Origin of the sequence: Kribbella capetownensis, assembly GCF_004331485.1 — a bacterium.
GTDB classification, from domain to species: Bacteria; Actinomycetota; Actinomycetes; order Propionibacteriales; family Kribbellaceae; genus Kribbella; species Kribbella capetownensis.
This window is the reverse complement of the sequence record NZ_SJKD01000013.1, coordinates 143976-169120: the sequence shown is the minus strand read 5'-3', so window position 1 is coordinate 169120 and position 25145 is coordinate 143976. Positions and strand designations below refer to the sequence as shown.

The window sequence follows — 25145 nt, the reverse complement described above, 5'->3', positions numbered from 1 at the left end:
TACCCGGCTGGCTCCACCACTACAACCACCACCGACCCCACACCGCCATCGGCAAAACCCCACCCATCACCCGCTTAACCAACCTCCCTGGGCAGTACACCTAGCCCAGGCCGGCGCCCAGGTCTCGCCTATGGAGGTGCTCGCGCTGACGGCGTGAAGGTGGTCGAGGAGGGCCGCCAGACCGGGGTGTGGATTGTCGTCGCGCCAGACGACCGAGTGCGGGTAGATCGGCGTGGGATCGACGATCGGGATGCGGCGCAAGTCGTACGCCTCCGGCCAGAGGTAGCGAGTGCCCTCGCCGACGAAGGTGGCCAGGTCGGCGGACTCGGCGAGTTGGTCGAGGAGTACTTCGACCCCGAAGCTCGGTCCGACGGTGTCGATACCGAGTGCGAAGACCCTGGCGAGCTCGTCGTAGTACGCGCCCCACTCGGTGTCGGCCCTCATGCCCGGCATCCAGATCCGGTACGGCGTGAGGTCCGTAGGCGTGAGGCTGGTTGCGTTCGCCAGTGGATGTCGCGGTCCGACCAGTAGCTGATGCGGGTCTTCGATCACCCGGGCAAACCGCACCGGCGGGCTGATCTGGCGCCGGGGATCCGTGATCGCGCGGAACGTGGCGTCGACGATGCCGACGGCAACGGCATCCACTACGGAGTCGACGTGAGCATCGGGCTGCGTGACCACGTCGAGGTCGATGCCGGGGTGCAGCTGATGAAAGGCATGCAGCGCGGTCGCGGGCGCCGTACGACGGTTGAGTACGTCGACTCGGAGCGCGCGTTGACCCGGGAGCACTGAGGCGGCGGCACGGTCCGCGGCCCGAAGGAGTTCCCGGGCATGCGGAAGGAACGCTTGCCCGTCCACACTCAACTGCGCACCTCTGGGTAAGCGGGCGAACAGCAGTACGCCGAGTTGTCGTTCCAGGGCCGCGATGCGTTTCGAGACGGCCTGCTGCGTGATGCCCAGCTCGTCGGCGGCGGCTTGGAACTGCCCGGCATCGGACGCTGCCACGAACGTCCGGACGGCTTCGAGATCCACGCCGTCACTCTAGGAGCACAACCACACGTTGTGGCGCGCCAACCAACCGGTTGTTTGTATCGCCTGTCCGCCAGTTGGTTGCATCGGCGTACTCACCAACCGGTTGTATGAAAGGCGGATCAGATGGATTTCCGGGAGTTCCGTGAACGGGTCATGCGCGCGATCGGCACGACGGAACGGCTCAACGCACTGCGGTACGACGACCAGGACGCGATCCGGGCGACCTGGTCCGAGCTGACCGGCCGGCCCGTCGACGAGACCTTCCACCTCATTCCGCCCGTGTACTCCGATCACGGGATCAACATCCGGCTCGGCCGCAACGTCTTCGTCAACCAGGGCTGTCGGTTCAACGACATCGGCGGGATCGAGATCGGGGACGACGTGATGATCGGTCCCGGCGTCAGCCTGATCAGCTCCGGTCACCCAGTCGACCCGTCGTCACGTCGCTCTGGGATCACCGCCGCACCAATCACCATCGAAGGCAACGTCTGGATCGGCGCGGGGGCCATGATCCTCCAGGGCGTAACCGTCGGCGAGAACTCCGTCATCGGCGCAGGCGCAGTCGTCACCCACAACATCCCATCGGCAACGCTGGCAGTCGGCTCCCCAGCCAGAATCATCCGCACCCTCCACCAGCCCAACCCACATACCCCTGCCGAAGCCGCAGCCGGAGCAGTGCCGGAGCCGGTGCAGTAGTAGGAGCCGGGCCGGAGAGCAGGAGCCGGGCCGGAGAGCAGGAGCCGGGGCGGAGCAGGAGTCTGAGCTGGGGTTGGAGCTGGCTGGTGCTGGGCTGGAGCTGGGCTGGCTGGCCTGAGGCGGAGCCGGGGCCCGAGCTGGGGCGGGGTGCGGGCTGTGGGTGGTGATGGGGATATCGGCTGGGTTAGGTGAGCTGGGGCGGCGTACTGTCTCGGGGTGGATTCTGTTGAGGCGTTTCCTGGGCAGTCTGCTCGTACGGGTCGGTTCACGCTTGGCTTGCCTCGGGCGTTCACGTTGTCTCCGGATGGGGAGCGTGTGCTCTTCTTGCGGACGCGTGGGCCGGAGGACCGGACTGGCTGTCTCTGGTTGCTCGATGTGAACGACGGTCAGGAGATTCTCCTGGTTGCACCGGAGAACCTCGGCGACGACGGCCCGGTGCCTGAGGCCGAGCTGATCCGGCGGGAGCGGAGTCGCGAGCGTACGGCGGGTGTTGTCGCGTATTCGACTGACCGCGCGGTCCGCCGGGTGGTCTTCGCGGTCAAGGGCGACCTGTACCAGCTCGACCTCGACAGCTCGAAGCGCCGGCCGGTAGCTGTACCTACCGCGGGACCGGTGGTCGATCCGCGCATCGACCCGACCGGGCGCCGGGTCGCGTACGTGACCGGCCGCGCACTGCAGGTGGTGGAGCTTGCTGATGGCAACGATCGGCAGCTGGCCGCGGATCCGGATCCCGAGGTCGCCTGGGGTCTGCCTGAGCACGTCGCTGCGGAGTCGATGCAGCGGAATCGCGGCCACTGGTGGTCCCCTGACGGCACCCGGTTGCTGGCGGCTAGGGTCGACCAGACCCCGGTCCAGCGCTGGTGGATCGCCGACCCGGCGAACCCGGGCCGGACGCCCCGCGAGATCGCCTACCCTGCCGCCGGTACGCCGAACGCCATCGTCACCCTGCACGCGTTCGACCTGTCCGGCAGCTCCGGCACCGAAGGCTCTGGTGGTGTCGAGGTGCGGTGGGATCGGGCGGCTCATGAGTATTTGACTTCGGTGGGGTGGGATTCACAGGGGCCGTTGATCGGGGTGCAGTCTCGGGATCAGCGGACGGTGCAGGTGCTATCGGCCGATCCGGAGACCGGTGAGACGCGGCTCGTGCATGAGCAGCGGGATCCTGCGTGGGTCGAGCTCATCGCCGGGACCCCGGCGCGCACCGAGTCGGGCCGACTCGTCCACACCGAGGACGCGGGAGAGACTCGGCGGCTGACCGTCGGCGGCCAGGCAGTCACCCCAGGCGGCCTGCAGGTCCGCGCCGTACTGGATGTCTCAGGCGAGGCAGTCCTCTTCGAGGCGAACGACGAGCCGACCGAGCGTCACCTCTGGCTGTATGACGAGACCGGCCTGCGTCGGTTGAGCGAAGGCGCCGGCATTCACACCGGAAGCCGCGTACCGGGCGCGCTCCTGATGGTCTCCAACACCGAGTCCGGCCGATCGTTCGTCGTACAGCGGGACGGCCGACCGGACCAAGCGATCAGGGCGCTCAACGCCAAACCGGCGCTCACACCGCGGATCACCTGGCTACGGACCGGCGAACTGCAGATCAGGACCGCACTGCTGCTGCCCTCCTGGCATCAGCCCGGCGACGCACCGCTGCCGGTCCTGATGTCGCCGTACGGCGGTTCTGCCAGCCAGCTGGCGGTGCGGGTCACCGGTGCGTGGTTCGCCACCGCCCAGTGGTACGCCGAAGCCGGGTTCGCCGTGATCATCGCCGACGGCCGGGGTACGCCGGGACGCGGTCCGGTGTGGGAGAAGGCGGTTTATCTCGACACCATGTCGGCTCCGCTCGAGGATCAGGTGATGGCGCTGCACTCGGTCGCGCAGCAGACCGGTGTCCTCGATCTGACCAAGGTCGCCATGCGGGGCTGGAGCTACGGCGGCCTGCTCTCGGCGGCAGCGGTCCTTCGCCGGCCGGATGTCTTCCACGCGGCGATCGCCGGCGCTGCGCCGAGCGACTCGCGGATGTACGACACGCATTGGCGGGAACGGTTCCTGGGGCATCCCGATGAGAACCCAGAGGTCTACGACGGCTCGTCACTGCTCACCTACGCGGCCGACCTCCGCCGTCCGTTGCTGCTAGTACACGGCCTGGCCGACGACAACGTGGTTGCCGCCCACACCCTCAGGTTGTCGGCCGCACTGCTCGCGGCGGGCCGTCAGCATCAGGTGCTCCCGCTGTCCGGAGCCACCCACATGCCTACCGACGCGGCGACCGTCGAAGGCCTGATGCTCCACGAACTGCGCTTCCTCAAGGAGTCCCTCTAGATCGAAGGGTCCGGCCTAGGCAGTGGTCCGCCGTAGCTCTAGGTACTCCGCCCGCGCGGCGAACAGCTCACGCAGTTCGGTGCTGACGTGGTCCAGGAACTCGGTCCGGTACGTCGAGTCGGTGAGCAGCGCGATGGAGTAGTACAGCCCGGTGAAGTTGGCGATGCCGATGGCAACCTTCACCAGCGACGCGCTGATCAGCATCTGGTGGTCCAATAGATCGATGTGGTACGACCACGACCCGGGAGTGATGCCCCACTGGTCGTAGATGTGCTCGCTGATCGCGAGCATGCCGAACGCGACGAAGAACAGCCCGACCCCGGCGCTCACCACCAGCGCCTGCATCCATTGCCGGATGACCAGGCTGATGCTGATGTTCATCCGCTGGATCCGGCGCAGCGGCGGACCGGAACCGGCGTCACGCTCGATCGCGTCCACCTCCCGGGGCAGCCGGATCAGCAGGAACAGGGCGCTCAGCACGGTGAACGCGACTACCGAGACGACGATGAACGCGATCGGCATCCCGGCGAATACCTGCCACATCTCCGTGTTCACGAACAGCACCAGCGAGAACACCAGCAGCAACGGCAGCGCCCGGACCAGGCTGGCCACCGAGTTCGCCAGTTCGCTCGCCAGCCGGCGCAGGCTCCAGAAGATCGTCCCGATCAGCCCGTAGCCGATCACGACGTACACGACGCCGACCAGCAGGAGGTTGCCGATGGCAACGCCGAAGAACTGGCGGAACTGGCCTTGGGTGACCACGGGGAGCAGGGCCGGGAGCAGCACGAAGAAAGCCAGTTCGGGTACGCCGAACCGGGTCGGCAGCGACCAGAACGGCCGGTCGCGGAAGCGGTTCAGCAGGCCGAAGCCCGCGATCAGCACCAGCATCGCGCCCAGCGCCGCCAGCACGTTCACCCAGACCGGCCACTGCAGCGAGATCGCCCCGAGCACCTCGGCCAGGAAGACCAGGACCAGCAGCGGCGTGGCCCGGGTGAAGATGTCGTGGGTCGGCGAGAAGTCTTCGATGAACAGCGGCAGCCCCGCGCGCCGGAACCGTTGCTCGAACCGCGCCAGCTCAGCACTCGTCCCCATGCCCGCGAACTCTAGCGCCCCGCCGGCCGCCCGGGGCCCGTCACCGAGTCACCGGGAATACCATCCGGTGGTAATGCGTTTTCTTTAGCAAAGGTAATGAGTTAAGGTAACGGTATGCCCGAAGTCGTAGCACAGCAGGTGAAGAGTGACGTCGGGCTGGCGAGTGCCCTGCGGTCGTCGACCCTGCGCCTGTCCCGGCAGATCCGGCGGCAGCGCGAGCCCGGTCACGACCTCAGCGCCAACCAGCTCAGCGTGCTCGGCGCGTTGTCCAAGCACGAGGCGATGACGATCGGTGAGCTGGCCGCCCATGAGCAGGTCAAGCCGCCGTCGATGACGCGGATCGTGACCAACATGGAGGAGGCGGGCCTGGTCGTCCGCCGCCCGCACCCGACCGACAAGCGCCAGATCATGGTCGAACTGACGGCGAAGGCCGGCGAGCTCATCCACGCCAACCGGCGGCGCCGCGACGAGTGGCTGCAGACCAAGCTCAAGCAACTGACCCACGAGGAGCGCGACATCCTGCGCAAAGCAGCCCCTGTTCTCGAACGCCTGGCGGCCACATGAGTCCGACCTTCCGCGCGTTCAAAGTCCGTAACTTTCGTCTCTACGCCTCCGGTGCGATCGTCTCGAACGTCGGCACCTGGATGCAGCGCGTCGCCCAGGACTGGCTGGTCCTGGAGCTGACCCATTCCGGTACGGCGCTCGGCATCGTCACCGGACTGCAGTTCCTGCCCGCCCTGCTGCTCGGCCCGTACGCCGGCCTCGTCGCCGACCGCCTGCCGAAGCGGACGGTGCTGACCTGCACCCAGATCGCGATGGCCTCCGTCGCCCTGGTCCTCGGCAGCCTCACCATCGCCGGGGTCGTCCAGCCCTGGCACGTGTACCTGCTGGCCCTGTTGTTCGGTGTCGGCACCGCGTTCGACGCTCCGACCCGGCAGTCCTTCGTGGTCGAGATGGTCGGCCGCGACGAGCTGTCCAACGCCGTCGGGCTGAACTCGGCGTCCTTCAACGCGGCGCGGCTGCTCGGCCCGGCGCTGGCCGGCCTGCTGATCAACTGGATCGGCACCGGTCCGGTCATCCTGATCAACGGCTTCACCTACGCGGCCGTGATCCTGTCGCTGCGGCTGATGCGGGTCCATGAGTTGCACACACCGGCTCCCGCGGGCCGGGAGAAAGGCATGATCCGCGACGGCATGCGCTACCTGTGGCGCCGGCCGGACCTGATGATGGTGCTGGTTGCGGTGTTCTTCGCGGGCACCTTCGGCCTGAACTTCCAGCTGACCTCGGCGCTGATGGCGACGCAGGTGTTCGACAAGGGCGCCGGGGAGTACGGCATCCTCGGCTCGGTGCTCGCGATCGGCTCGCTGTCCGGTGCGCTGCTGGCGGCCCGCCGGGTCCGGATCCGGGCTCGCCTGGTGATCGGGGCGGCGCTCGCCTTCGGTGCGTTCGAGATCATCAGCGCGGTGATGCCGACGTACCTGACCTTCGCGGTCGTGCTGCCGCTGGTGGGGCTGGCCTCGCTGACCATGCTGACCTCGGCGAACGCGACCATGCAGCTCAGCATCGAGCCGAGCATGCGCGGCCGGGTGATGGCTCTTTACATGACGGTCCTGATGGGCGGTTCGCCGCTCGGGTCGCCGTTCATCGGCTGGGTCGGGCAGGAGTTCGGCGCCCGCTACACGCTGATCGTCGGCGGTGGACTGACAGTGCTCGGCACGGTCGGATCGGTGCTGTACTTCTCCCGCCGGCGCGGACTCGCCATCCGGCCGCGTCTGCTGCCCCGCCCGCGGCTGGAGGTTCTGCCGCAGACCGAGCTCCTCGGCGAGAAGGCCGTGGTCGACGCCGGCCCGCAGACCGAGGTCGTCGGGCTGAAGTCCGAGCCACTCGACGACACGAAGGAGCTCGGCCCCCGAGTCGCCTGACGGCGGGAGCTGGGGTCACAGGCGCACAATAGGGTGTGACCCATTACGACCTGGTGATTATCGGGACCGGCTCCGGCAACACGATCGTGAACCGGCGGTTCGCGGACTGGAAGGTGGCGATCGTCGAGCGTGGCACGTTCGGCGGCACCTGCCTGAACGTGGGCTGCATCCCCACCAAGATGTTCGTACACACCGCCGACCTGGCCGCCACCCCGTCGATCAGTTCCCGGTACGGCGTCGACGAGGAACTGATCGGGGTGCGCTGGCCGGAGGTCCGGGACCGGATCTTCGACCGGATCGACCCGATCGCCGCGTCCGGCTCGGAGTACCGGCACCACCACGCGGACAACGCGAACGTCACCGTGTACGACGGCACCGGCCGGTTCACCGGCACCAAGGAGCTGACGGTCGACGGCAAGGACGGCCAGACCAGCGTGATCACGGCCGACCGGTACGTGCTCGCGGGCGGCAGCCGGCCGATCATCCCGTTCATCCCCGGCCTCGAGGATGCCGGGTATCACACGTCGAACACGATCATGCGACTGGAGAAGCTGCCGCGCCGGCTCGGCATCATCGGCAGCGGTTTCGTCGCCGCCGAGTTCGCCCACATCTTCTCGTCGTACGGCGTCGACGTCACGCTGATCGCCCGGTCGGAGCTGCTGCTGCGCCATGAGGACGGCGACATCGCCCAGCGCTTCACCGAGCTCGCCCGCGGCAAGTACGACGTACGCATCGACCACGAGACGATCGGGGTGGCGCGCAACGACGACGGGTCGATCCTGATCCGGACGCTGTACCCGGACGGCGCCGACAAGATCGAGGTGGATGAGCTCCTGATCGCCGTCGGGCGTACGCCGAACTCGGACGTACTGAACCTGGATGCCACCGGCGTCGAGGTCGACCACGACGGACGGGTGGTTGTCGACGAGTACCAGCAGACCACCGTCGACGGCATCTACGCGCTCGGCGATGTGACCACCCCGCACCAGCTCAAGCACGTCGCGAACCATGAGGCCCGCGTGGTGAAGCACAACCTGCTCCACCCCACCGACCGGATCAAGGCGGACCACCGCTTCGTCCCGCACGCCGTCTTCAGCTCCCCGCAGATCGCGTCCGTCGGCCTGACCGAGGAGGAGGCCCGCGAGCGCGGGATCGAGTACGTCGTCGGTCGCGAGAACTACGCCGACATCGCGTACGGCTGGGCGATGGAGGACACCAGCGGGTTCGCCAAGATCCTGGCCGACCCGAAGACCGGCCAGATCATCGGCTGCCACATCATCGGCCCGCAGGCGTCCTCGGTGATCCAGCCCGTCATCCAGGCGATGAGTTTCGGCCTGGACGCCTACGCGATGGCGCGCAACCAGTACTGGATCCACCCGGCGATGTCCGAGCTGATCGAGAACGCGCTGCTGCACCTCGAGCTAGACCCGAAAAGCTGAGATCACCTCGCCGACCGTGTCCAGCGTGTCGAGGTCGGGCGGGCTGATCATCACCTCGGCGGCGCCGGCCTCGGAGAGTTCGCGGAAGCGCCCGATCTGATCGTCGACCGTGCCGGCGTTGACCGAGGCGGCGTACCGAGCCGGGTTCTGGTTGCGCGGCCGGAGCCTTTCCACCAGGTCGTCCACAGCCCGGGAATCCTTACCCACAAGGGTTGTGGACAGGTGCGTGACCTCGATCGGACGGTCCGTCAGTTCGCGAAGGTAGCCGGCGTGCCGACGGACTGCGGTGGCGTCGCCGAACACGTTGACCGCGTCGGCGTAGCGCGCTGCCAACCGCAGTGTCCGGCGTCCGCTGCCGCCGACGAGCAGCGGTAGATGCTCCTGCAGTGGGCGCGGATAGCAAGTGGTGTCCGGTACGTCGAGCACCTTGCCATGGAACGGTTTGTTGCCTGGTCCCCACAAAACCGGCAGCAACTGCAAGGTGTCCTCGAGCAGCGCGTACCGCTCCGCCACCGGTGGGAACGTCCACCCGTACGCCTTGTGCTCGGCCTCGAACCACGCGAGCCCGACGCCACACACGGCCCGTCCGCCACTCAGTACGTCGAGCGTCGCCGCGATCTTCCCCAGATGCGCGACGTTCCGATAGGTGATCCCTGAGACCAGCGTCCCCAACCGCATCCGCGTCGTACAGGCAGCCAGATAGCCGAGCGTCGTCCAGCTCTCCAGGAAGTCGTCCCAGGCGCGCCCCACCTGCGGGATCTGCCGGAAGTGGTCCATCACGTAGATCGCGTCGAACCCGGCCGCCTCAGCCCGGCCGGCAACATCCCGGACCCACTCGGCCGTCCCGGCCCGACCGGCCTTGTGCGTGTAGCTGCTCAACTGCAGTCCGAATCGCAACCCAGCCGGAGCCTGCGTCTGTCTGGTTGCCGCGGCGCCCGCATCCACGAACGCCTCGGGTACGACGCGCAGCGCGGTCGGCTGCAGTACGTCGTCGTACCCCTCGAGCGGCAGCTCCTTCTTCACGGCCGTCCACGAGCGCAATTGACTCGTGAGCACATCGGCGGGGATGCGCTTCAGCCGTTCGCGGTTCCGTCGCCGGCACTCCGCGGCCGGGGTGTCGAAACCGACCGCGACACAAGGGATGCCGGCCGCACGGGCCAACTCGAGCCACCGCAGCCGCCGATCCTTGTCCAGGCCCAACGTGTCGATCACGGTTGTCAACTGCCGGCCGATCCGTTGCCGGACCACCTCTTCCAGCAGCGCGAACGCATCCGCACTCGCAGCCAGGTCGTCCTCCCCGGCCCCGACCAGCGCCCGCAGCCGGTCACTCGACACGATCAGCCCATCAGAGAACCGCTCCGCCGCCCACGTCGACTTCCCCGCCGCCCCCGGCCCCACCAGAATCACCACACACGGCGACGGCAGCTTCCGTTCGTCCACAAAAGCAGTTTCCACCACGGATAGAGTTTTCGGATGCGATTGTTCGTGGCCGTGGTGCCATCTGTGCAGGTAGTGGAGGATCTGAGCGAGTTCGTCGAACCCAGGCGGCAGCATCCGGATGACGACATCCGGTGGGCCGCGGACGAGCACTGGCACATCACGCTGGCGTTCCTGGGCGACGTGCCGGACTGGAAGACCGATGAACTGGGGGAGCGGCTGGAGGCGGCCGCGAAGCGGCAGAAGCCCTTCGAACTGCGTGTCACCGGAGCAGGCGCCTTCCCGGGCGTGCCCGACGCAAGGGTCCTGTACGCCGGGATCCGCGACGACACGGACTCGCTGCAGCACCTGTCGATGACGACCCGGGCGGCGGCGAACCGGGCCGGCGTCACGGTCGAGGGACGCAAGTTCACACCGCATCTGACCCTGGCCCGGCTGCGGCGGCCGGTCGACGTGACCCGGTGGGTGCGGATCTTCGACACCTACGAAGGACCGCTCTGGACCGCCGGATCGCTGCGCCTGATCCAGTCCCGGCTCGGCGAGGGGCCTGGCCACAGTGCGGCGTACACCACAGTAGGCGAATGGGACTTCTTAGGTTAACCTCAGGAAGGTTAGCCGTACCTAATGATGTGAAAGAGTCCCGCCATGCTCGCGAACTATCTGATCGGACTCCGTGAAGGCCTCGAGGCATCGCTGGTCGTCAGCATCCTCGCCACCTTCCTGGTCAAGTCGGGACATCGGGATCGACTCAAACTGGTCTGGATCGGAGTGGGCGCGGCGCTGGCCGTCGCGGCCGCCGCCTGGGGGCTGCTGCAGTTCGTCACCGCGCTGACCGCGAAGTCGTTCACCACCCAGGAGACCGTCGGCGGGGTGATGTCGATCCTCGCGGTCGGCTTCGTCACCTGGATGATCTTCTGGATGCGCAAGGCGTCGCGCAGCATCGCGAAGGAACTGCGCGAGCGGATGGGCCAGGCCCTCGAGGTCGGCGCCCGGGCCGTCGTCATCCTGGCCTTCCTGGCGGTGTTCCGGGAGAGCATCGAGACGGCCTTCATCGTGTACGCCTCGGCCGCCACCGCGACCACCGCCGTACCGTTCGTCGGCGTCCTGCTCGGCCTGGCCACCTCGGTCCTGCTCGGGGTCGCGATCTACCGCGGCGCGGTGAAGATCAACCTGGCCGTGTTCTTCAAGTGGACCGGCGCGATCCTGATCCTGGTCGCGGCCGGCATCTTCGCCTACGGCTTCCACGACCTGCAGGAGGCGGGCATCCTGCCCGGGCTGCAGCACCTCGCCTTCGACATCTCGCACGTGATCCCGCCGGACAGCTGGTACGGCGTACTGCTGAAGGGCATCTTCAACTTCAACCCCGCGCCGACCGTCCTCGAGGCGCTCGCGTGGCTGGCGTACCTCGTCCCCGTGCTGGTGCTGTACTTCCGCCCGGTCAGGACCAGCACGCCGCCGGCCGTACCGGCCAAGACCGCCGAAGCGGCCTGATCCCACCTCACCGTCCAGGAGAACCATGTTCACGTCCACGACCCGCGGGGTCATCGCTCTCGGCGCAGTACTGGGGCTCGCCACGCTGACCGGCTGTGCGGATGACACGCCGGCCGCCTCCGCCGACGACGGCACCGGTCCGGTGTCGGTCAAGGCGACCGACTCCGCGTGCGACCTCAGCCGCCGCGACGTGAAGTCCGGCACCAGCACGTTCTCGGTCTCCAACGGCGGCAGCAAGGTGACCGAGTTCTACGTGTACGCCGAGGGCGACCGGGTGATGGGTGAGGTCGAGAACATCGGCCCCGGGTTGAAGCGCGACCTGATCGTCGAGCTGCCGACCGGCAAGTACCAGGCCGTCTGCAAGCCCGGCATGGTCGGCGACGGCATCCGCGGCGACCTCACCGTCGCCGGCGGCGCCGCGGCCCAGGTGGACGAGGACACGCTGCTCAAGCAGGCCACCGACAGCTACCAGCGGTACGTGAACTCGCAGGCGGTCGCGCTGGAGCAGAAGACCACCGAGTTCGTCACCGCGGTGAAGGCCGGCGACGTGGCCAAGGCCAAGGCGCTGTTCCCGGTGTCGCGGACGTACTGGGAGCGGATCGAGCCGGTCGCGGAGTCGTTCGGCGACCTGGACCCGAAGATCGACGCCCGGGTGAACGACGTCGAGCCGGGCACTGAGTGGACCGGGTACCACCGGATCGAGCAGGCGCTCTGGGTCTCCAACACCACCAAGGGTATGGAGAAGTACGCCGACCAGCTGCTGACCGACGTCAAGACGGTGGTGGCGAAGGCCAAGGTCGTGAAGCTCAACCCGCTGCAGCTGGCCAACGGCGCCAAGGAGCTGCTGGACGAGGTTGCCACCGGCAAGATCACCGGTGAGGAAGACCGCTACTCGCACACCGACCTGTACGACTTCCAGGCCAACGTGGAGGGTTCGCAGGCCGCGGTCCAGGCGCTCCGCCCGGCCCTGCAGGCCCGGGACGCGGCGCTGGTCACCTCGCTCGACACCAACTTCAAGGCGGTCTTCGCCGCGGTCGACAAGTACCGCGAAGGCGACGGCTTCAAGCCGTACCAGGTCAGTGAGGCGGAGAAGAAGGAGCTCAGCCGGGTCGTCGACGGGCTGGCCGAACCGGTCAGCAAGGTTGCAGGAGTGATCGCGAAGAAATGACCGAAGGTAAAGGCATCTCCCGCCGCGGCCTGTTCGGCGCGGCGGGTGCCGCCGTGGCCACCGGAGTCGCTGGATACGCCGCGCACTCGGTGCTGACCGGCGAGGAGTCGCAGGCCGCGGACAACACCGGTCCGGTCGAGTTCCACGGACCGCACCAAGCCGGGATCGTCACGCCGGTCCAGGACCGGCTGCACTTCGCCGCGTTCGACGTGACCACGACCAAGCGGGACGACCTGATCGCTCTGCTGACGGAGTGGACGGCCGCGGCCGCGCTGATGACGGCCGGTCGCGACATCGGCCAGTACGGCGCGGTGAACGGACCGGACGAGGCACCGCCGGAGGACACCGGTGAGGCGATCGGCCTGCCGCCGGCCCGGCTGACGCTGACCATCGGATTCGGTCCTTCGCTGTTCGACCAGCGGTTCGGACTGGCAGCCAAGCGTCCCAAGGCGCTGGTCGATCTGCCGCACTTCATCGGTGACGACCTCGACCCGAACCGGTCCGGCGGCGACATCGCCGTACAGGCTTGCTCCGACGATCCGCAGGTCGCGGTGCATGCGATCCGCAACCTGGCCCGGATCGGCTTCGGCCGGGTCGCGGTCCGCTACTCCCAGCTCGGCTTCGGCCGGACGTCGTCCACGTCGAAGGCGCAGGCGACTCCGCGCAACCTTTTCGGCTTCAAGGACGGGACGAACAACCTCAAGCTGGAGGACACCGACAAGCTCGAGCAGCAGCTGTGGGTGCAGCCGGAGGACGGCCCGGACTGGATGGTCGGCGGCTCCTACCTGGTGTCGCGGCGGATCCGGATGAACATCGAGATCTGGGACCGTACGTCGCTGGGCGAGCAGGAGACCATCATCGGCCGGGGCAAGGGCACCGGCGCGCCGCTGGGCAAGGCGGACGAGTTCGACGCGATCGACTTCGCCGCCAAGACCTCCGACGGCGAACCGAAGGTTCCGATGGATTCACACGTCCGGCTGGCGCATCCGCAGTTCAACAAGGGTGCTGAGTTGCTCCGCCGCGGTTACAACTTCGTGGACGGCTCGGACGGGCTCGGCCGGCTGGACGCGGGACTGTTCTTCCTTGCCTACCAGCGGGATCCGCGCAAACAGTTCATCCCGATCCAGAACCAGTTGGCCCGCTCCGACACGATGAACGAGTACATCCACCACGTCGGCTCCGGAATCTTCGCCTGCCCGGCCGGCGTCACCCCCGGCACCTACTGGGGCGAGAAGCTCTTCACCTGAGCTGAACCGTTGGCCTCGTACATTGAGGTCGATGGACGACCGGCAGAATCCCGGCGGGCAGCCGCCGTACCAAGGGCAGCCGCCCTATCAAGGGCAGCAGCCTTATCCTGCGCAGCCGCCGTACCAGGGGCAGGCGTATCCCGGGCCGCAGTACCCAGGGCCGCCGCCGCGGCGCGGGCGTGGTGGTCTGATCGCGTTGGCCGTGGCGGGCGCTGTGGTCCTCGTCGTCGGTCTGGGTCTCGTCGTCGTTCGCCTGGCCGGCGGTTCTGACGACTCGGCCGGCGGGTCGGGTCCGGCGTCGCCGAGCGTCTGGACGCCGAGCAGCAGTACGTCGACGTCGAGCGAACCGTCGCCCAGCGGCCAAGCCGAGGACTGTTTGGGCTGCTTCCCAGGCGTGAAGATGACGGGGGTCATGGCGCAGGCCAAGGCCAAGGGGTACAAGTGCTCGCCTGACGGCTCCAACCGCTACAAGTGCGCCAAGAGCAAGGTCACCGGCCGGTCGGAGTACGAGCTGTCGCTGCACGGGTCGCTGCGCGACAACACCGTGGTCGGCAACTTCTCGTTCGCGACGTACAGCACCGGAAACGGCACCTTCCCGCAGGGCCGGGCGCAGAGCCTCGCCAAGCTGCGGGCGGACCTCCCGTTCGTCCTCGCCGCGATGTTCCCCGATCAGCAGGTCCGGACGCAGGTCAACGCGTGGGTCCAGCAGAACCTGACGACCTGTCCTGCGCCGACCACGATCTCCGGCTACGAGGTCAGCTGCTCGAAGCCGACCGAGCTGAGTATCAGCATCGGGAACAAGTCCGCCACCAGTTGGTCCGCCGACGTCTCCATCTTCGGCCGCGAGTAGCCCAGACGACCCTGACCCGACGGCGCTGGGTCAGGGGCGGACGGCGAGGAAGTTCAGGACGATGCAGGAGAACACGACTTCGTCGTCCTGGTTGAGCAGCTCGGTCCGGGTGCGGACCAGGCCGCGATCGGGCTTGGACCGCGACACCCGCGCCTCGAGTACTTCGGTGCGCAGTCGCAGTACGTCGCCGGGGCGGACCGGTGCGAGCCAACGCAGCTCGTCCACACCGGGACCGCCCAGGCTGGCCACCTTGGACAGGTACTGATCGGCGTACAGCCGCATCATCAGGCCGGCGGTGTGCCAGCCGCTCGCGATCAGGCCCTTGAACGGGCCGTCGGCAGCCGCGGTCGGATCGACATGGAAGTACTGCGGATCGAACTGCCGGGCGAAATCGATGACCTCGGACTGCTCGACGGTGACGGTGGCCGGGTGCTCGACGCGAGCACCCGGCACGTAATCCTCGAAGTACATGCGGTCTATTTGACCGCACCCGCGGTGACACCGGCGACGAAGTGTCGCTGGGCGAGCAGGAAGCCGATCACCACGGGGACGCTGACCACGAGGGCGGCAGCCATGATCTGGTTCCAGTAGATGTTCGTCTGGGTGGAGTACTGCCGCAGGCCGACGGACAGGGTGCGGTTCGCCTCTGTTGTCATCACCGACGCGAACAGGACCTCACCCCACGCGGTCATGAACGAGTAGATCGCGACCGCGATCACACCGGGTCGCGCGGCCGGAAGTACGACGCGCCAGAGGGCGCCCATCGGACCGCAGCCGTCCACCAGCGCCGCCTCGTCCAGTTCCCTCGGGATGCTGTCGAAGTACCCGGCCAGCATCCAGATCGAGAACGGCAGGCTGAACGTCAGGTAGGTGATGATCAGCCCGAGCCGGGTGCCGACCAGTTGCAGCCCGAACGAGTTGTTGATGTTCACGAAGATCAGGAACAGCGGCAGCAGGAACAGCACACCGGGGAACATCTGCGTCGACAGCACCGTGGTCGTGAACACGGTCCGGCCGCGGAACTTGAACCGCGACACCGCGAACGCGGCCAGGATCGCCAGCGCCACCGAAAGCACCGTCGCGGCCACGGACACGACCGTGCTGTTCACGAAGTACCGGGCCAGCGGGACCGTCTTCCACATGTCCACGAACGGTGCGATGGTCAGGTTCGACGGCCACCAGGTGAACGCGCCCTGCACGTCCTTCAGCGGTTTCAGCGACGAGGTGACCATCACGTACAGCGGGATCAGCACGAACAGCCCGAGGACGACCAGTACGACGCCCCGGTAGACCTTGAAGCCTCTGGTCTCACCCACGGCGCGACCTCCTTCCGGTGATGAGCAGATAGGCGCCGGTGACGATCATCAGGAAGATCAGCAGCAGCACGGACATCGCCGCACCAGTGCCGAAGTTCCAGGTCAGGAACGACGCGTTGTAGATGTGGAAGGTGATCAGGTCACCGGCCGGCGGCTGCGCCGTACCGAACAGCACGTACGGCGTGTTGAAGTCGCTGAACGTCCACAGGAACAGCACCAGCACGAGCACCAGGTTGACCGGCCGCAGCGAAGGCAGCGTGATGTTGCGCCACTGCCGCAGGTTGCCGGCACCGTCCACCGCGGCGGCCTCGTAGACATCGCGCGGGATGCTCTGCAGGCCGGCCATCAGGGTGAGGAACGCGAACGTCCACAGCTTCCAGGTCGCGACCGTGATCAGCGACACGAGTGCGTTGCCGCCGATCAGCCAGAACGGCCGGTCGGAGGTCAGGTGCAGGTTGTCCACCAGCACGTGGTTCACCACGCCGGTGTCCCGCTGCAGCATGAAGTTCCAGGTCAGGATCCCGGCGTACGCCGGCAACGCGTAGGGGACCAGGAACAGCGTGCGGACGAGGCTGCGGCCGCGAAACTGCGGCTGCAGCGCGACCGCCGCGGCCATCCCGAACACCCACGAGAGCCCGACCGTGATCAGCGAGAAGGCGACGGTGACGCCGAACGACTTCAGCAGGCCCTCGCCGACCGCGTTGTTGAAGTCCAGGGCGACCTTGTAGTTGTTCAGCCCCGCGCTGGGCGCGGCGGACCAGTTCGCGATGTAGAACTTGGTCAGTTTGACGAAGCTCATCCAGATGCCGACGAACATCGGGACGATGTGGATGAGCAGTTCCGCCAGCACCGCCGGTGCCAGCAGAAGGTAGGGCAGCCACCGGTTCAGACCGGGCCGGTGCTCCGGGCCGCGCTTCTTCTTCGCGGGTTTCGCCTCGGCTGCCGGCCGTGCTTCGGATGTGGCGACGGACATCGTCTTGGTCGCCTCCTGTCTTGTCGGGATCGGTGGTGGGCTGACGCGGGCAGTGGCCCGGACGGCGTCGTCCGGGCCACTGGGCGTGGCGTCAGCTACTCGCGGCCACCTGATCCTCGGCGGTCTTCAGGGCCGCCTTCACATCGTCGGCGGTCACCGTCCCGCCGGTGGCGATCTTGGCGAACATGGTGTTCATCGCCTTGCCGACGGTGCTCTCGAACTGGTCCTCGGCCGGCACCAGCGGCAGCGGCTTGGACTTGGTGTTGTAGACGTCGGCGAAGGTCGCGGCCTCGGTCGCGTCGGTGGTGAACACCGGCTTGGCGTCCTTCAGTACCGGCAGCGAGGAGAACGGCTTGCCCAGCGTGGTCTGGGTGGTCGCGTCCGTCATGTACTTGACGAACTTCAGCGCCGCGTCCTTGTGCTTGGTGTTCTTGAAGACCGACAGGTTGATGCCGGCCACGTGGCTGGCCACCTGCTCGCCACCGGCCGGGGCCGGGAACGGCACGACGCCGTACTCGCCGGCCTTCATGCCGTTGGCAACGATCGAGGAGTCGGCGTTGTTCTGGTTGATGACCATCGCGACCTTCTTGGTGGCGAAGTCGTTCACCGACTTGGTGCCGTTGTCGTACTGCGCGTTGGACGGGTTCGCGACCTTGTCCTTCTGCATCAGGTCGAGGTAGCGCAGGACGCCCTGCACGTTGCCGTCACCGGTGAAGGTCGGCTTGCCGTCGCTGTTGAACCAGTCGGCCTTGTTCTGCGCGGCGTTGATGAAGGCGAAGTGCACGTTCTCGGTGTAGCTGCCGGCCGCCAGCGCCATGCCCCACTGCTTCTTCGCGGGGTTGGTCAGCTTCTGCGCGTCGGTGACCATCTCTTCCCAGGTCTTCGGCGGCTGCAGGCCGGCCGCGGCGAACATCGCCTTGTTGTAATACAGGCCGTAGGCCAGACCGTAGAGCGGGACCGAGGTCGGGTCGGTGCCCTCCTTGCCGCCGGTCGCCAGGGCCGTCGGCACGAACTTGTCCTTCCCGCCGATCGCGCTCATCGCGTCGCCGTCGAACGGCAGGAACGCGTCGGTCGCCTGCAGCGAGGCGGCCCAGGTGTTGCCGATGTTGACCACGTCCGGCGCCTGGCCGGAGGTGATGGCGGTCTGGATCCGGGTCTGGAGGTCGTTCCAGCCGATCACCTCAAGGTTGACCTTGATGCCGGTGTCCTGGGTGAACTTCTGCAGGACCGGGGTCAGCACCTCCTTGTCGTTGTCCAGGCTGGTGCCCTGGTTGCTGGCCCAGTAGGTCAGCGTCTGGTCTCCACCCGAACCCCCGTCGGAGGAATCACCCGAGTCGCTGCCACCGCAGGCGGCCAGGCTGATTCCCAGGGCGGTCACCGCTGCCGCGGCTACAAGCGAACGCAGTCTCACGTCGGACTCCCTCGTCCCGTCGAGCCTCCACGGACCTGTGAAGGCGGATCGGCCCCATAGTGGCCTAACCGGTTAAGTTTCGAAACCCTAACCGGTTCAGTAGAGGCGTGTTCGTTACTACCTCGTGACCCGACCAACCTTCACCTCCGGTGGGGCAAGCGCAATCCGACACACACCGGATCCGCCCGAATTCACAGAGTCTTCAAAGACCCCGTCAAGAGCCGGCCGGCCCAGTCGACTCCCGGACCCGCAGTTCCCCGGCCGGCGCTTCCTCATGCAGGTCGGTTTCGCCCGCCGCGACCCGGAACAGCAGATCGGCGGCGGCGCGGCCGCGTTCCATCGTCTTCTGGTCGATCGCGGTGATGCCGGGCCGGGCCAGTTCGCACAGGGGCGAGTCGTCCCAGGCCAGGATCGAGACCTCGCCGGGAACCGCCGTACCGAGGTCCATCGCCACCCGGAGCGAGGCGACCGCCATCAGGTCGTTGCCGAGCACGATCGCGGTCGGCGGGTTCGGCCCGGTCAGCAGCAGCCGGGTCTGCTCCGCGCCGTCGTCGTACCGGTAGCTGCCCTCGATGTGCCGTACCCGGATCCCGCGCCGCTCGGCATGTTCGTTCAGCATCCGCACCCGCAGTTGCTCGTGCACGAACGTGAACGGCCCGCTGATGTGCGCGATGTCGCGGTGCCCGAGCCCGGCCAGGTGGTCGAGCAGCAGGGTGACGGTCTCCTCCGGCGAGCTGATCAACCGGCCGGCGTGGTCGTTCGGCGCGTTCGAGCTGACCACCACGCACGGCACCCCGAGGTCCTGCAGCAGCGGGATCCGCGGGTCGTCGTCGTGCTCGTCGAACAGGATGAACCCGTCGACGCGCCCCTGCCGCGACCATCGCCGCAGTACGTCGAGGTCCTCACCGTACTCGCCGGTCAGCCGGAGCAGCAGCGACGAGTCGACCTCGTTCAGGTACTGCTCGATGCCGACCAGGGTGCGCATGTAGAACGCTTCGGTCGAGATCAGCGCCGGGTCGCGGGCGATCACGATGCCGATCGTCCGGGTCCGGCTGGCCGACAGCGCGACGGCGGCCGAGTTGGGGTGGAAGCCGAGCTCGTCGGCCAGGGCCAGGACCCGCTGCCGGGTCTCCTCGCTGACGCCGGCCCGGCCGTTCAGCGCGTACGAGACCGAGGCCTTCGAGATCTGCAGACGGCGCGCGAGATCGCTGATCGTGACTCGGTGACTCCGGCGCCCACCACTGCTCGCCGGACCGTCGTCAGCGGTCTCGCCGCCGGCCAAAGATCCGGGTGTCGTCATGGTTGTTCCCTACCCCGCACAGACGGGAGAGTAGCAGCGCCGGTTTTGGCCAGGCGCGGATCGCAAGTCTTGGATAGCGTTATCCCATGACATCTGCTGAGCCGCTGCGACTCGATTTCCTGCCCTGGGAGTACCACCGGATCGCCACCGACGAGGAGCGTGAGCGGCAGGCCGAGCGACAGGCGCGGCTGGGCGGATCGGTCACGCTCGCCGAGACGGCGTACGTCGCGGAGTCGGCCGCGGTGTACTGCGACGAGCTCGAGATGGGGGAGCGGTCGTACATCGCGGCGCACGCCTACGTCACCGGCCACATCGCGCTGGGATCGGACTCGACCATCAATCCGTTCTCGGCGGTGCGCGGCCGGATCACGATCGGGGACGGTGTACGGATCGGGGCGCACACCTCGCTGCTCGCGTTCAACCACGGCACCGCGCCGGGTCAGCCGATCTTCCGGCAGCCGCACACGGCGCTCGGCATCACGGTCGGTGACGATGTCTGGATCGGCTCGAACGTGACGATCCTGGACGGGGTGACGGTCGGGCCGCATTCGATCATCGGCGCCGGCGCTGTGGTCACGAAGGACGTTCCGGCCAGCACGGTCGTGGCCGGCAACCCGGCCCGGGTGCTGCGGTCGCGCGAGCCCGGCGTGTCGGTGGCTTCCACGTCTGACCTTGGCGCGCGCCTGACCGCCTTTGCCGCCAAGGCGCGCGACCAGGTGGACGACGTACTGGCCCGTTGCTGGGACGGCGAGCGTTTCGTCGACCGCCCGGGGCTCGATCACGAGCCCGCGGTTCGCCCGTGGTGCGACGCGATCGAGCTCGCCGACGTACTGCTCCGTCGTACGCCCGCAGGTCACACCCGCGACGACCTGGTACGCCGCCTCCGCGCGCGGCAGGACCCGAAGACCGGTCTGGTCGCGCCCGGGGACCTCGCCGACGTCGGTCAGGAGGTCCCGTCCGACGCCAAACTCGCTGTGCTGGAAGGGCCGGCGAGCTACCACATCCTGTGCGTCGGGTACGCGTTGCAGGTCCTGGACAGCAGCTTCGAGCACCCGATCCGGACCGACTTCGAGCCGGACGAACTCGACCGCCTGCCGTGGGCGCGGCACGCCTGGTCGGCGGGTTCCGCGATCGATGCCTTGGGCACCGCTCTGGCCCGGAATCTCCGTGACCACAAGGAAACCGGGCCCTTGATGACGTTGCTTGGCTGGCTGACGGTCCGGGCCGATCCGTCGAGCGGTGCCTGGGGTCAGCCGCATCCGGACGACGGCTGGTTGCAGGTCGTCAACGGGTTCTACCGCTTGACCCGCGGTACTTATGCGCAGTTCGGCCTCCCGCTGCCGTACCCGGAGCAGACCGTCAGGACGGTGCTTGCCCACAGCAACGATCGTCGGATGTTCAGTGGCGACAACTACAACTCCTGCAACGTGCTGGACGTGATCCACCCGTTGTGGCTGGCGCGCAAGCAGACGAGCGCCGGGCTGGACGAGGGCAAGCGCTGGGCCGAGGATCAGCTCAGCCGGATCCTGGGTCGCTGGGTCGACGGTGAAGGATTCGCCTTCGCGCCCGACGGCACCGACGACCGCGCGATCCCCGGTCTGCAGGGTACCGAGATGTGGCTCGCCATCATCTGGCTGCTGTCCGACTACCTCGGCCTCTCCGACGCCCTCGGCTACCGCCCACGAGGCGTCCACCGTCCTGAGCCGCTGGTCACCTGGCCCTAGACCGGGGCTGTGCCGTGCCGGGGCCGACCCCTCGGCACGGTCCTCGGCAAGTGCCGCCTACCCTGACGGGGTGGACCCCCGCACGCGCCGACTGGTGACCTCGCTCGTACTGGCCGCCCTGGTCGTCATCGTGATCGTGGCGGCACTCGTCCGCTGAAGCCTGGGCGACTAACGTTCTGGCGCATGATGACCTCGACCGCCAGATCGTCGTACCTGCTGCGGGCGGGCCTGGTCCGCAACGTGCGATCGGGGGAGCATCTGACCACCTTCGTGGTGTCCGGGGTGGCGACGGTGCTGATCACCCGTCTGATCCTCGGTCTGAGCGGTTACCCGCAGATCGGCGGCAAGGGCCTGCACATCGCCCACGTGCTCCCGGGCGGACTGCTGATGCTGGTCGCCATCGTCCTGCTGCTCGGGTACGTCGGTCCGGTCGTCCGGCCCGCGGCCGCACTGGTCGGCGGGGTCGGGTTCGGGCTGTTCATCGACGAGGTCGGGAAGTTCGTGACGTCCGACAACGACTACTTCTACCAACCGACCGCCGCGATCGTGTACGTGATCTTCGTGCTGATCGTGCTGGGGACCCGGTTCATCGCCACCCGGCGGCCGATCGATCCACGCGAGCAGCTGGCCAACGTGGTCGACCACGCCGTAGAGGGTGTGGCGGGCGGTCTGTCCCGCCGTCGGCTCGCGCAGGCGTCGCAGCAGCTTCGCCAGGTGGGCCTCGACGTCGCGGGTCGCCAGGAGACCCGGGAGCTGCTGGCCGCGTGTCCGGCCGACGAGGTCGAGCTGGCCGCGCCGGTGGACGCCGCGTGGCAGGCCGTCCAGCGTGGCTTCGACCGGTTGGCCACGCATCGCTACGCACCTCGCGTGGCGGTCGGCGTATTGGTGGTGCAGGCGATCGGGGCGCCGATCATCGCGGCCGGGATCCGCTTCGACGACGGGCTGGTGACCGACTTCCCGGTGCTCGGAGTGGCCGCCGGGAGCTTGCTGTCGGCAACCTTCACGCTGCGCGGCTGGCTGCAGCTGCGGAAGGGCAACCGGCCCCGGGCCATCCGGCTGTTCGAGCTGGCGGTGCTGGTGTCGTTGCTGGTCACCCAGGTGTTCCAGTTCGCCGGGACCCAGTTCGCGGCGGTCGGTGGGATGCTGCTCGATCTGGTGCTGCTCGGGCTCCTGGGCGCCGAGCGCGACCGGATGCGGCGCCAGGAGACCGAGGCGGCGAAGGCTAAGACGTGGGGACTGCCACCGGACTCAGGCCGGCCTCCGTTTCCAGAGGACCCGTCGGATCCTGTGTAGTGTTCCACCGCTCGTTCCGGCCGATCAGCACCGGTGACATCGTCGCGACCAGGTACACCACTCCTGCTGCGAGCAGTGCCGGCGCCAGGCCGATGCCGGCGATCGCAGCGCCGGCCACGACGCCACCCAGCGGTACGCCGGTCCAGCAGACCGCGTCGGCCAGCGAGTTGACCCGCCCGAGCATCTGCCGCGGGATCCGCTCGATGAACAGGGCGCCGAGCACCGGGTTGATGAAGCCGGCACCGATACCTCCGACGGCGTAGATCACCATCACCATCCACACCGGCGCGTCGAACGCCATCACGACGAACCGGGGCGCACCGCAGATCAGGAACGCGAGCGTGAAGACCAGCTTGCGCGGGATCCGGTCGCCGACGGCCGACGCGACCAGTGCGAACACCGTGGCGGTGATTCCGAACGACAGGAGGATCAGACTGGTGTGCCCAGGCCCGAAGCCGTGGTCCCTGATCCACACCGGCAGCAGTACGGCGGCGATCGCGGCATCGAGCAGGTTGGTGACCGCGATCATCAGCACCAGCGGCATCATCAGCTTGTCCTTGCGCAGGAATCGCCAGCCCTCCAGCAGTCGCTGCCCGTAGCTGCCCTCCGACTCGTCATCCGCTGCGTTCTCGGCGGCCTGGTGCCGTCGCGGGATCCAGCGGTAGATCAGTACGGCGCAGACTCCGAACGACGCGGCGTCGATCCACAGGGCGTTCACCTCGCCGACGAGCGTGATCAGTGCGCCGGCGATCGCGAACGCGATGAACCCGGCCAGCCGCTCCGTCGTACTCTCCAGTCCGGTCACGCGCTCCAGCGGCACCTTGGCCGCCTGGGCGATGTCCGGAATCAACGTCCCCTTGGCCGCGTCGCCCGGTCCACGGAGCGCTCCCGCAACCGCGACGAGCACCAGCAGCATCGGGAACGACAGCGCGTGCAGCATGTGCAGGACAGGGATGAGCGCCACAACTCCAGCGCTCGCGGCATCTGCCAGGACGCTGATCCTCCTCGGCCCGACCCGGTCGATCCACGGGCCACCGAACGCCTTGCTGAGGACGAGCGGGCCCATCTCCGCCAGAGCGACCACACCGGTCTTGACCGGCGATCCGGTCGTCATCAGGACGAACCACGGGATCGCGATCGCGCTGACCCGGGTCCCGCAGATCGACACGACGTTCGCCACCAGGAACGCCACCAGCGGCGCTCGATCCGCCTGCCTCACAGTGCCCACACCCCTCACCTCACTTCGTCTGGTCGTTCAGCGGTCTCGCGTGGATACGCCTGGATCTGCACCGACACCTGCTCCGCGCCTTCCGGCAGCGGTGCGGTCAGATCGGCTGTCCTGTACTTGTCCAGCACCGCCAGCAACTCGACCTGCAGTGCTTTCAGTTCCTCCGGACGCAGGTGGAACATGTAGTCCGACAGGAGGCTGGCGTCCCTCCACTCGGGCGTCAGCGTCTGCATCGAATCGATGAAGCCGAACATGCTCTCGGCGTACGTCTGCCCGATGCCGTGCAGGAAGCCCATCGCCAGCTCCGGCTCCTCATCCAGCAGCTCGGCCGGATCGAACTGGGTGCTCTGGTGTGCCGCCTTCCACCAGCGGTCTCGCGCGTTGCCGCGACTGTCGTCCTCGACCACCAGCCCGGCATCGGCCAGCTGGCGCAGGTGGTAGCTGGTGGCGCCGGTGTTCACCCCGAGGCGGCCGGCCAGCGAGGTCGCGGTCTGTGGTCCGTACATCCGGAGCAGCCCGAGCATCCGGTTCCGCATCGGGTGCGCGAGCGCCCGCACCAGGTGCCGGTCCAGGTGGACCGTCTTGCCCGGAGGCGCCGGTTTCAGGTCGTCCCTTTCGTCGCTCATGATGTCGATCGTAGGACTGCAAAGGCTCTCTGCAAAGAGATTTTGCAAAGAAGTTCTGCGATTGGTTGTCCACAGGCTGCGAAGTGGTCGTCGGGGAGGGGCTGGATCGCGGCATCTTCTCCGGTGACACGGGACCGGAGTGGCGGCTCGTCCGGCCGGTCCGCACCACGAAACGGAGAGAACCACCATGCTGCGAGTGATGCTCGACGACGCCGACTACTGCGACGTCCCGGCCGACCTGATGACGTTCGACGATGGGGCGGTGGTCTTCTGGCGCGAGGGCGAGGAGGTCGGCCGGCACCGCCAGGCGCGGATCCGGTCCCTGGAGTTGCTGGACATGCGCTCGATGACCCGCAAGATCCAGGCCGCCCGCAAGAAGCACCCGAACGCGTTCCGCCCCTGGACGCCGGACGAGGAGCAGACGCTGTCCGACCTGTTCAAGGGCGGCGCCGGCAAGGACGAACTGGTCGAGGCGCTCGGCCGTCAGGTGGGCGGGATCGCGACCCGGCTGCGCTCGCTAGGGCTGCTCGCCGACGACCAGAAACTGCAATGAGTTCACCCACCGCGACCGACTGTCGACGAGACCCTTT

Annotated in this window: 23 protein-coding genes and 1 pseudogene; 14 read left to right on the top strand and 10 right to left on the bottom strand. The window is 67.8% G+C overall.

Annotation, left to right across the window (positions count from 1 at the left end):
* Window positions 1–104 (top strand): annotated as a pseudogene (locus E0H75_RS39370) (IS481 family transposase); the annotation flags it as partial.
* Here the strand turns inward: E0H75_RS39370 and E0H75_RS39365 are convergent.
* The gene (locus E0H75_RS39365) at window positions 67–1032 is read right to left on the bottom strand and encodes a LysR family transcriptional regulator (protein ID WP_131518823.1); all 966 of its coding nucleotides are present in this window, start codon (window positions 1030–1032) and stop codon (window positions 67–69) included. The pseudogene E0H75_RS39370 and the gene E0H75_RS39365 sit on opposite strands and share 38 nt — an antisense overlap.
* A gap of 123 nt (window positions 1033–1155) precedes the next feature.
* Here E0H75_RS39365 and E0H75_RS39360 point away from each other — a divergent pair, with 123 nt between their 5' ends.
* Window positions 1156–1728 (top strand): sugar O-acetyltransferase, encoded by a 573-nt coding sequence (locus tag E0H75_RS39360; RefSeq protein WP_131518822.1) that lies wholly within the window; start codon window positions 1156–1158, stop codon window positions 1726–1728.
* A gap of 375 nt (window positions 1729–2103) precedes the next feature.
* Window positions 2104–4038 (top strand): S9 family peptidase, encoded by a 1935-nt coding sequence (locus E0H75_RS39355; RefSeq protein WP_238163541.1) that lies wholly within the window; start codon window positions 2104–2106, stop codon window positions 4036–4038.
* A 15-nt stretch (window positions 4039–4053) separates the two neighbouring features.
* Here the strand turns inward: E0H75_RS39355 and E0H75_RS39350 are convergent, their stop codons facing one another.
* Window positions 4054–5130 carry a hypothetical protein gene (locus E0H75_RS39350; RefSeq protein ID WP_131518820.1) on the bottom strand — a complete coding sequence of 359 codons (1077 nt, stop codon included), beginning with the start codon at window positions 5128–5130 and terminating at the stop codon, window positions 4054–4056.
* A 114-nt stretch (window positions 5131–5244) separates the two neighbouring features.
* Here E0H75_RS39350 and E0H75_RS39345 point away from each other — a divergent pair, with 114 nt between their 5' ends.
* Genes E0H75_RS39345 through E0H75_RS39335 form a run of 3 tightly spaced genes read left to right on the top strand, consistent with a single transcriptional unit; the run spans window position 5245 to window position 8491 of the window.
* A complete protein-coding gene (locus tag E0H75_RS39345) occupies window positions 5245–5694 on the top strand; it encodes a MarR family winged helix-turn-helix transcriptional regulator (protein WP_131518819.1) in 450 nt (149 codons plus the stop codon).
* Window positions 5691–7052, top strand: a complete 1362-nt coding sequence (locus tag E0H75_RS39340) for an MFS transporter (RefSeq protein WP_131518818.1) — start codon at window positions 5691–5693, stop codon at window positions 7050–7052. Before E0H75_RS39345 ends, E0H75_RS39340 begins: the two co-directional genes overlap by 4 nt.
* Before the next feature lie 35 nt (window positions 7053–7087).
* The gene (locus tag E0H75_RS39335; protein WP_131518817.1) at window positions 7088–8491 is read left to right on the top strand and encodes a mycothione reductase; all 1404 of its coding nucleotides are present in this window, start codon (window positions 7088–7090) and stop codon (window positions 8489–8491) included.
* Here E0H75_RS39335 and E0H75_RS39330 read toward each other — a convergent pair.
* Complete coding sequence (locus E0H75_RS39330) at window positions 8474–9931, bottom strand: LLM class flavin-dependent oxidoreductase (protein WP_238163540.1); 1458 nt, start codon at window positions 9929–9931, stop codon at window positions 8474–8476. The genes E0H75_RS39335 and E0H75_RS39330 overlap by 18 nt on opposite strands.
* 33 nt (window positions 9932–9964) lie before the next feature.
* On the opposite strand from E0H75_RS39330, the gene thpR reads away from it, so the two are divergent.
* The 5 genes from thpR to E0H75_RS39305 are packed head-to-tail and all read left to right on the top strand — an operon-like array spanning window position 9965 to window position 14684.
* Complete coding sequence (thpR, locus tag E0H75_RS39325; protein ID WP_131518815.1) at window positions 9965–10528, top strand: RNA 2',3'-cyclic phosphodiesterase; 564 nt, start codon at window positions 9965–9967, stop codon at window positions 10526–10528.
* A gap of 45 nt (window positions 10529–10573) precedes the next feature.
* A complete protein-coding gene (efeU, locus tag E0H75_RS39320) occupies window positions 10574–11419 on the top strand; it encodes an iron uptake transporter permease EfeU (protein ID WP_131518814.1) in 846 nt (281 codons plus the stop codon).
* Between the two features lie 25 nt (window positions 11420–11444).
* Window positions 11445–12587, top strand: a complete 1143-nt coding sequence (gene efeO, locus E0H75_RS39315; protein WP_131518813.1) for an iron uptake system protein EfeO — start codon at window positions 11445–11447, stop codon at window positions 12585–12587.
* Window positions 12584–13834, top strand: a complete 1251-nt coding sequence (efeB, locus tag E0H75_RS39310; RefSeq protein WP_131518812.1) for an iron uptake transporter deferrochelatase/peroxidase subunit — start codon at window positions 12584–12586, stop codon at window positions 13832–13834. The genes efeO and efeB overlap by 4 nt, the downstream gene beginning before the upstream one ends.
* A gap of 31 nt (window positions 13835–13865) precedes the next feature.
* Window positions 13866–14684 carry a hypothetical protein gene (locus E0H75_RS39305; RefSeq protein WP_131518811.1) on the top strand — a complete coding sequence of 273 codons (819 nt, stop codon included), beginning with the start codon at window positions 13866–13868 and terminating at the stop codon, window positions 14682–14684.
* 30 nt (window positions 14685–14714) lie between these two features.
* On the opposite strand, the gene E0H75_RS39300 is transcribed toward E0H75_RS39305, so the two are convergent.
* The 5 genes from E0H75_RS39300 to E0H75_RS39280 form a co-directional block, all read right to left on the bottom strand.
* A complete protein-coding gene (locus E0H75_RS39300; RefSeq protein WP_131518810.1) occupies window positions 14715–15155 on the bottom strand; it encodes a MaoC family dehydratase in 441 nt (146 codons plus the stop codon).
* Between the two features lie 5 nt (window positions 15156–15160).
* A complete protein-coding gene (locus tag E0H75_RS39295; RefSeq protein ID WP_131360601.1) occupies window positions 15161–16000 on the bottom strand; it encodes a carbohydrate ABC transporter permease in 840 nt (279 codons plus the stop codon).
* Window positions 15993–16973: a carbohydrate ABC transporter permease gene (locus E0H75_RS39290; RefSeq protein ID WP_131518809.1), complete on the bottom strand. Its 981-nt coding sequence runs from the start codon at window positions 16971–16973 to the stop codon at window positions 15993–15995. Before E0H75_RS39290 ends, E0H75_RS39295 begins: the two co-directional genes overlap by 8 nt.
* 91 nt (window positions 16974–17064) lie before the next feature.
* Entirely contained in the window at window positions 17065–18384 is a 1320-nt protein-coding gene (locus tag E0H75_RS39285; protein ID WP_131518808.1) for an ABC transporter substrate-binding protein, read from the bottom strand.
* A 214-nt stretch (window positions 18385–18598) separates the two neighbouring features.
* Window positions 18599–19684, bottom strand: a complete 1086-nt coding sequence (locus E0H75_RS39280) for a LacI family DNA-binding transcriptional regulator (protein ID WP_131518807.1) — start codon at window positions 19682–19684, stop codon at window positions 18599–18601.
* An 86-nt stretch (window positions 19685–19770) separates the two neighbouring features.
* On the opposite strand from E0H75_RS39280, the gene E0H75_RS44765 reads away from it, so the two are divergent.
* Together E0H75_RS44765 and E0H75_RS39270 are read left to right on the top strand one after the other, a co-directional pair.
* Window positions 19771–21408, top strand: coding sequence for an acyltransferase (locus E0H75_RS44765; protein ID WP_131518806.1), 1638 nt, complete (start codon window positions 19771–19773; stop codon window positions 21406–21408).
* A gap of 183 nt (window positions 21409–21591) precedes the next feature.
* Window positions 21592–22701: a hypothetical protein gene (locus tag E0H75_RS39270; RefSeq protein WP_238163539.1), complete on the top strand. Its 1110-nt coding sequence runs from the start codon at window positions 21592–21594 to the stop codon at window positions 22699–22701.
* Here E0H75_RS39270 and E0H75_RS39265 read toward each other — a convergent pair.
* Window positions 22631–23929 (bottom strand): MFS transporter, encoded by a 1299-nt coding sequence (locus tag E0H75_RS39265; protein WP_238163538.1) that lies wholly within the window; start codon window positions 23927–23929, stop codon window positions 22631–22633. The genes E0H75_RS39270 and E0H75_RS39265 overlap by 71 nt on opposite strands.
* Before the next feature lie 5 nt (window positions 23930–23934).
* Window positions 23935–24555: an ArsR/SmtB family transcription factor gene (locus E0H75_RS39260; RefSeq protein ID WP_131518804.1), complete on the bottom strand. Its 621-nt coding sequence runs from the start codon at window positions 24553–24555 to the stop codon at window positions 23935–23937.
* 187 nt (window positions 24556–24742) lie between these two features.
* Here E0H75_RS39260 and E0H75_RS39255 point away from each other — a divergent pair, with 187 nt between their 5' ends.
* On the top strand, window positions 24743–25108 hold the full coding sequence (locus tag E0H75_RS39255) for a hypothetical protein (RefSeq protein WP_131518803.1): 366 nt from the start codon (window positions 24743–24745) through the stop codon (window positions 25106–25108).
* The last annotated feature ends 37 nt before the right edge of the window (window positions 25109–25145 follow it).

Coding starts and splice junctions, on each gene's coding strand:
- E0H75_RS39360 (WP_131518822.1), top strand. CDS start 1,156: ATGGATTTCCGGGAGTTCCGTGAACGGGTCATGCGCGCGATCGGCACG.
- E0H75_RS39350 (WP_131518820.1), bottom strand. CDS start 5,130: ATGGGGACGAGTGCTGAGCTGGCGCGGTTCGAGCAACGGTTCCGGCGC.
- E0H75_RS39345 (WP_131518819.1), top strand. CDS start 5,245: ATGCCCGAAGTCGTAGCACAGCAGGTGAAGAGTGACGTCGGGCTGGCG.
- E0H75_RS39340 (WP_131518818.1), top strand. CDS start 5,691: ATGAGTCCGACCTTCCGCGCGTTCAAAGTCCGTAACTTTCGTCTCTAC.
- thpR (WP_131518815.1), top strand. CDS start 9,965: ATGCGATTGTTCGTGGCCGTGGTGCCATCTGTGCAGGTAGTGGAGGAT.
- efeU (WP_131518814.1), top strand. CDS start 10,574: ATGCTCGCGAACTATCTGATCGGACTCCGTGAAGGCCTCGAGGCATCG.
- efeO (WP_131518813.1), top strand. CDS start 11,445: ATGTTCACGTCCACGACCCGCGGGGTCATCGCTCTCGGCGCAGTACTG.
- efeB (WP_131518812.1), top strand. CDS start 12,584: ATGACCGAAGGTAAAGGCATCTCCCGCCGCGGCCTGTTCGGCGCGGCG.
- E0H75_RS39305 (WP_131518811.1), top strand. CDS start 13,866: ATGGACGACCGGCAGAATCCCGGCGGGCAGCCGCCGTACCAAGGGCAG.
- E0H75_RS39300 (WP_131518810.1), bottom strand. CDS start 15,155: ATGTACTTCGAGGATTACGTGCCGGGTGCTCGCGTCGAGCACCCGGCC.
- E0H75_RS39290 (WP_131518809.1), bottom strand. CDS start 16,973: ATGTCCGTCGCCACATCCGAAGCACGGCCGGCAGCCGAGGCGAAACCC.
- E0H75_RS39280 (WP_131518807.1), bottom strand. CDS start 19,684: ATGACGACACCCGGATCTTTGGCCGGCGGCGAGACCGCTGACGACGGT.
- E0H75_RS44765 (WP_131518806.1), top strand. CDS start 19,771: ATGACATCTGCTGAGCCGCTGCGACTCGATTTCCTGCCCTGGGAGTAC.
- E0H75_RS39270 (WP_238163539.1), top strand. CDS start 21,592: ATGATGACCTCGACCGCCAGATCGTCGTACCTGCTGCGGGCGGGCCTG.
- E0H75_RS39260 (WP_131518804.1), bottom strand. CDS start 24,555: ATGAGCGACGAAAGGGACGACCTGAAACCGGCGCCTCCGGGCAAGACG.
- E0H75_RS39255 (WP_131518803.1), top strand. CDS start 24,743: ATGCTGCGAGTGATGCTCGACGACGCCGACTACTGCGACGTCCCGGCC.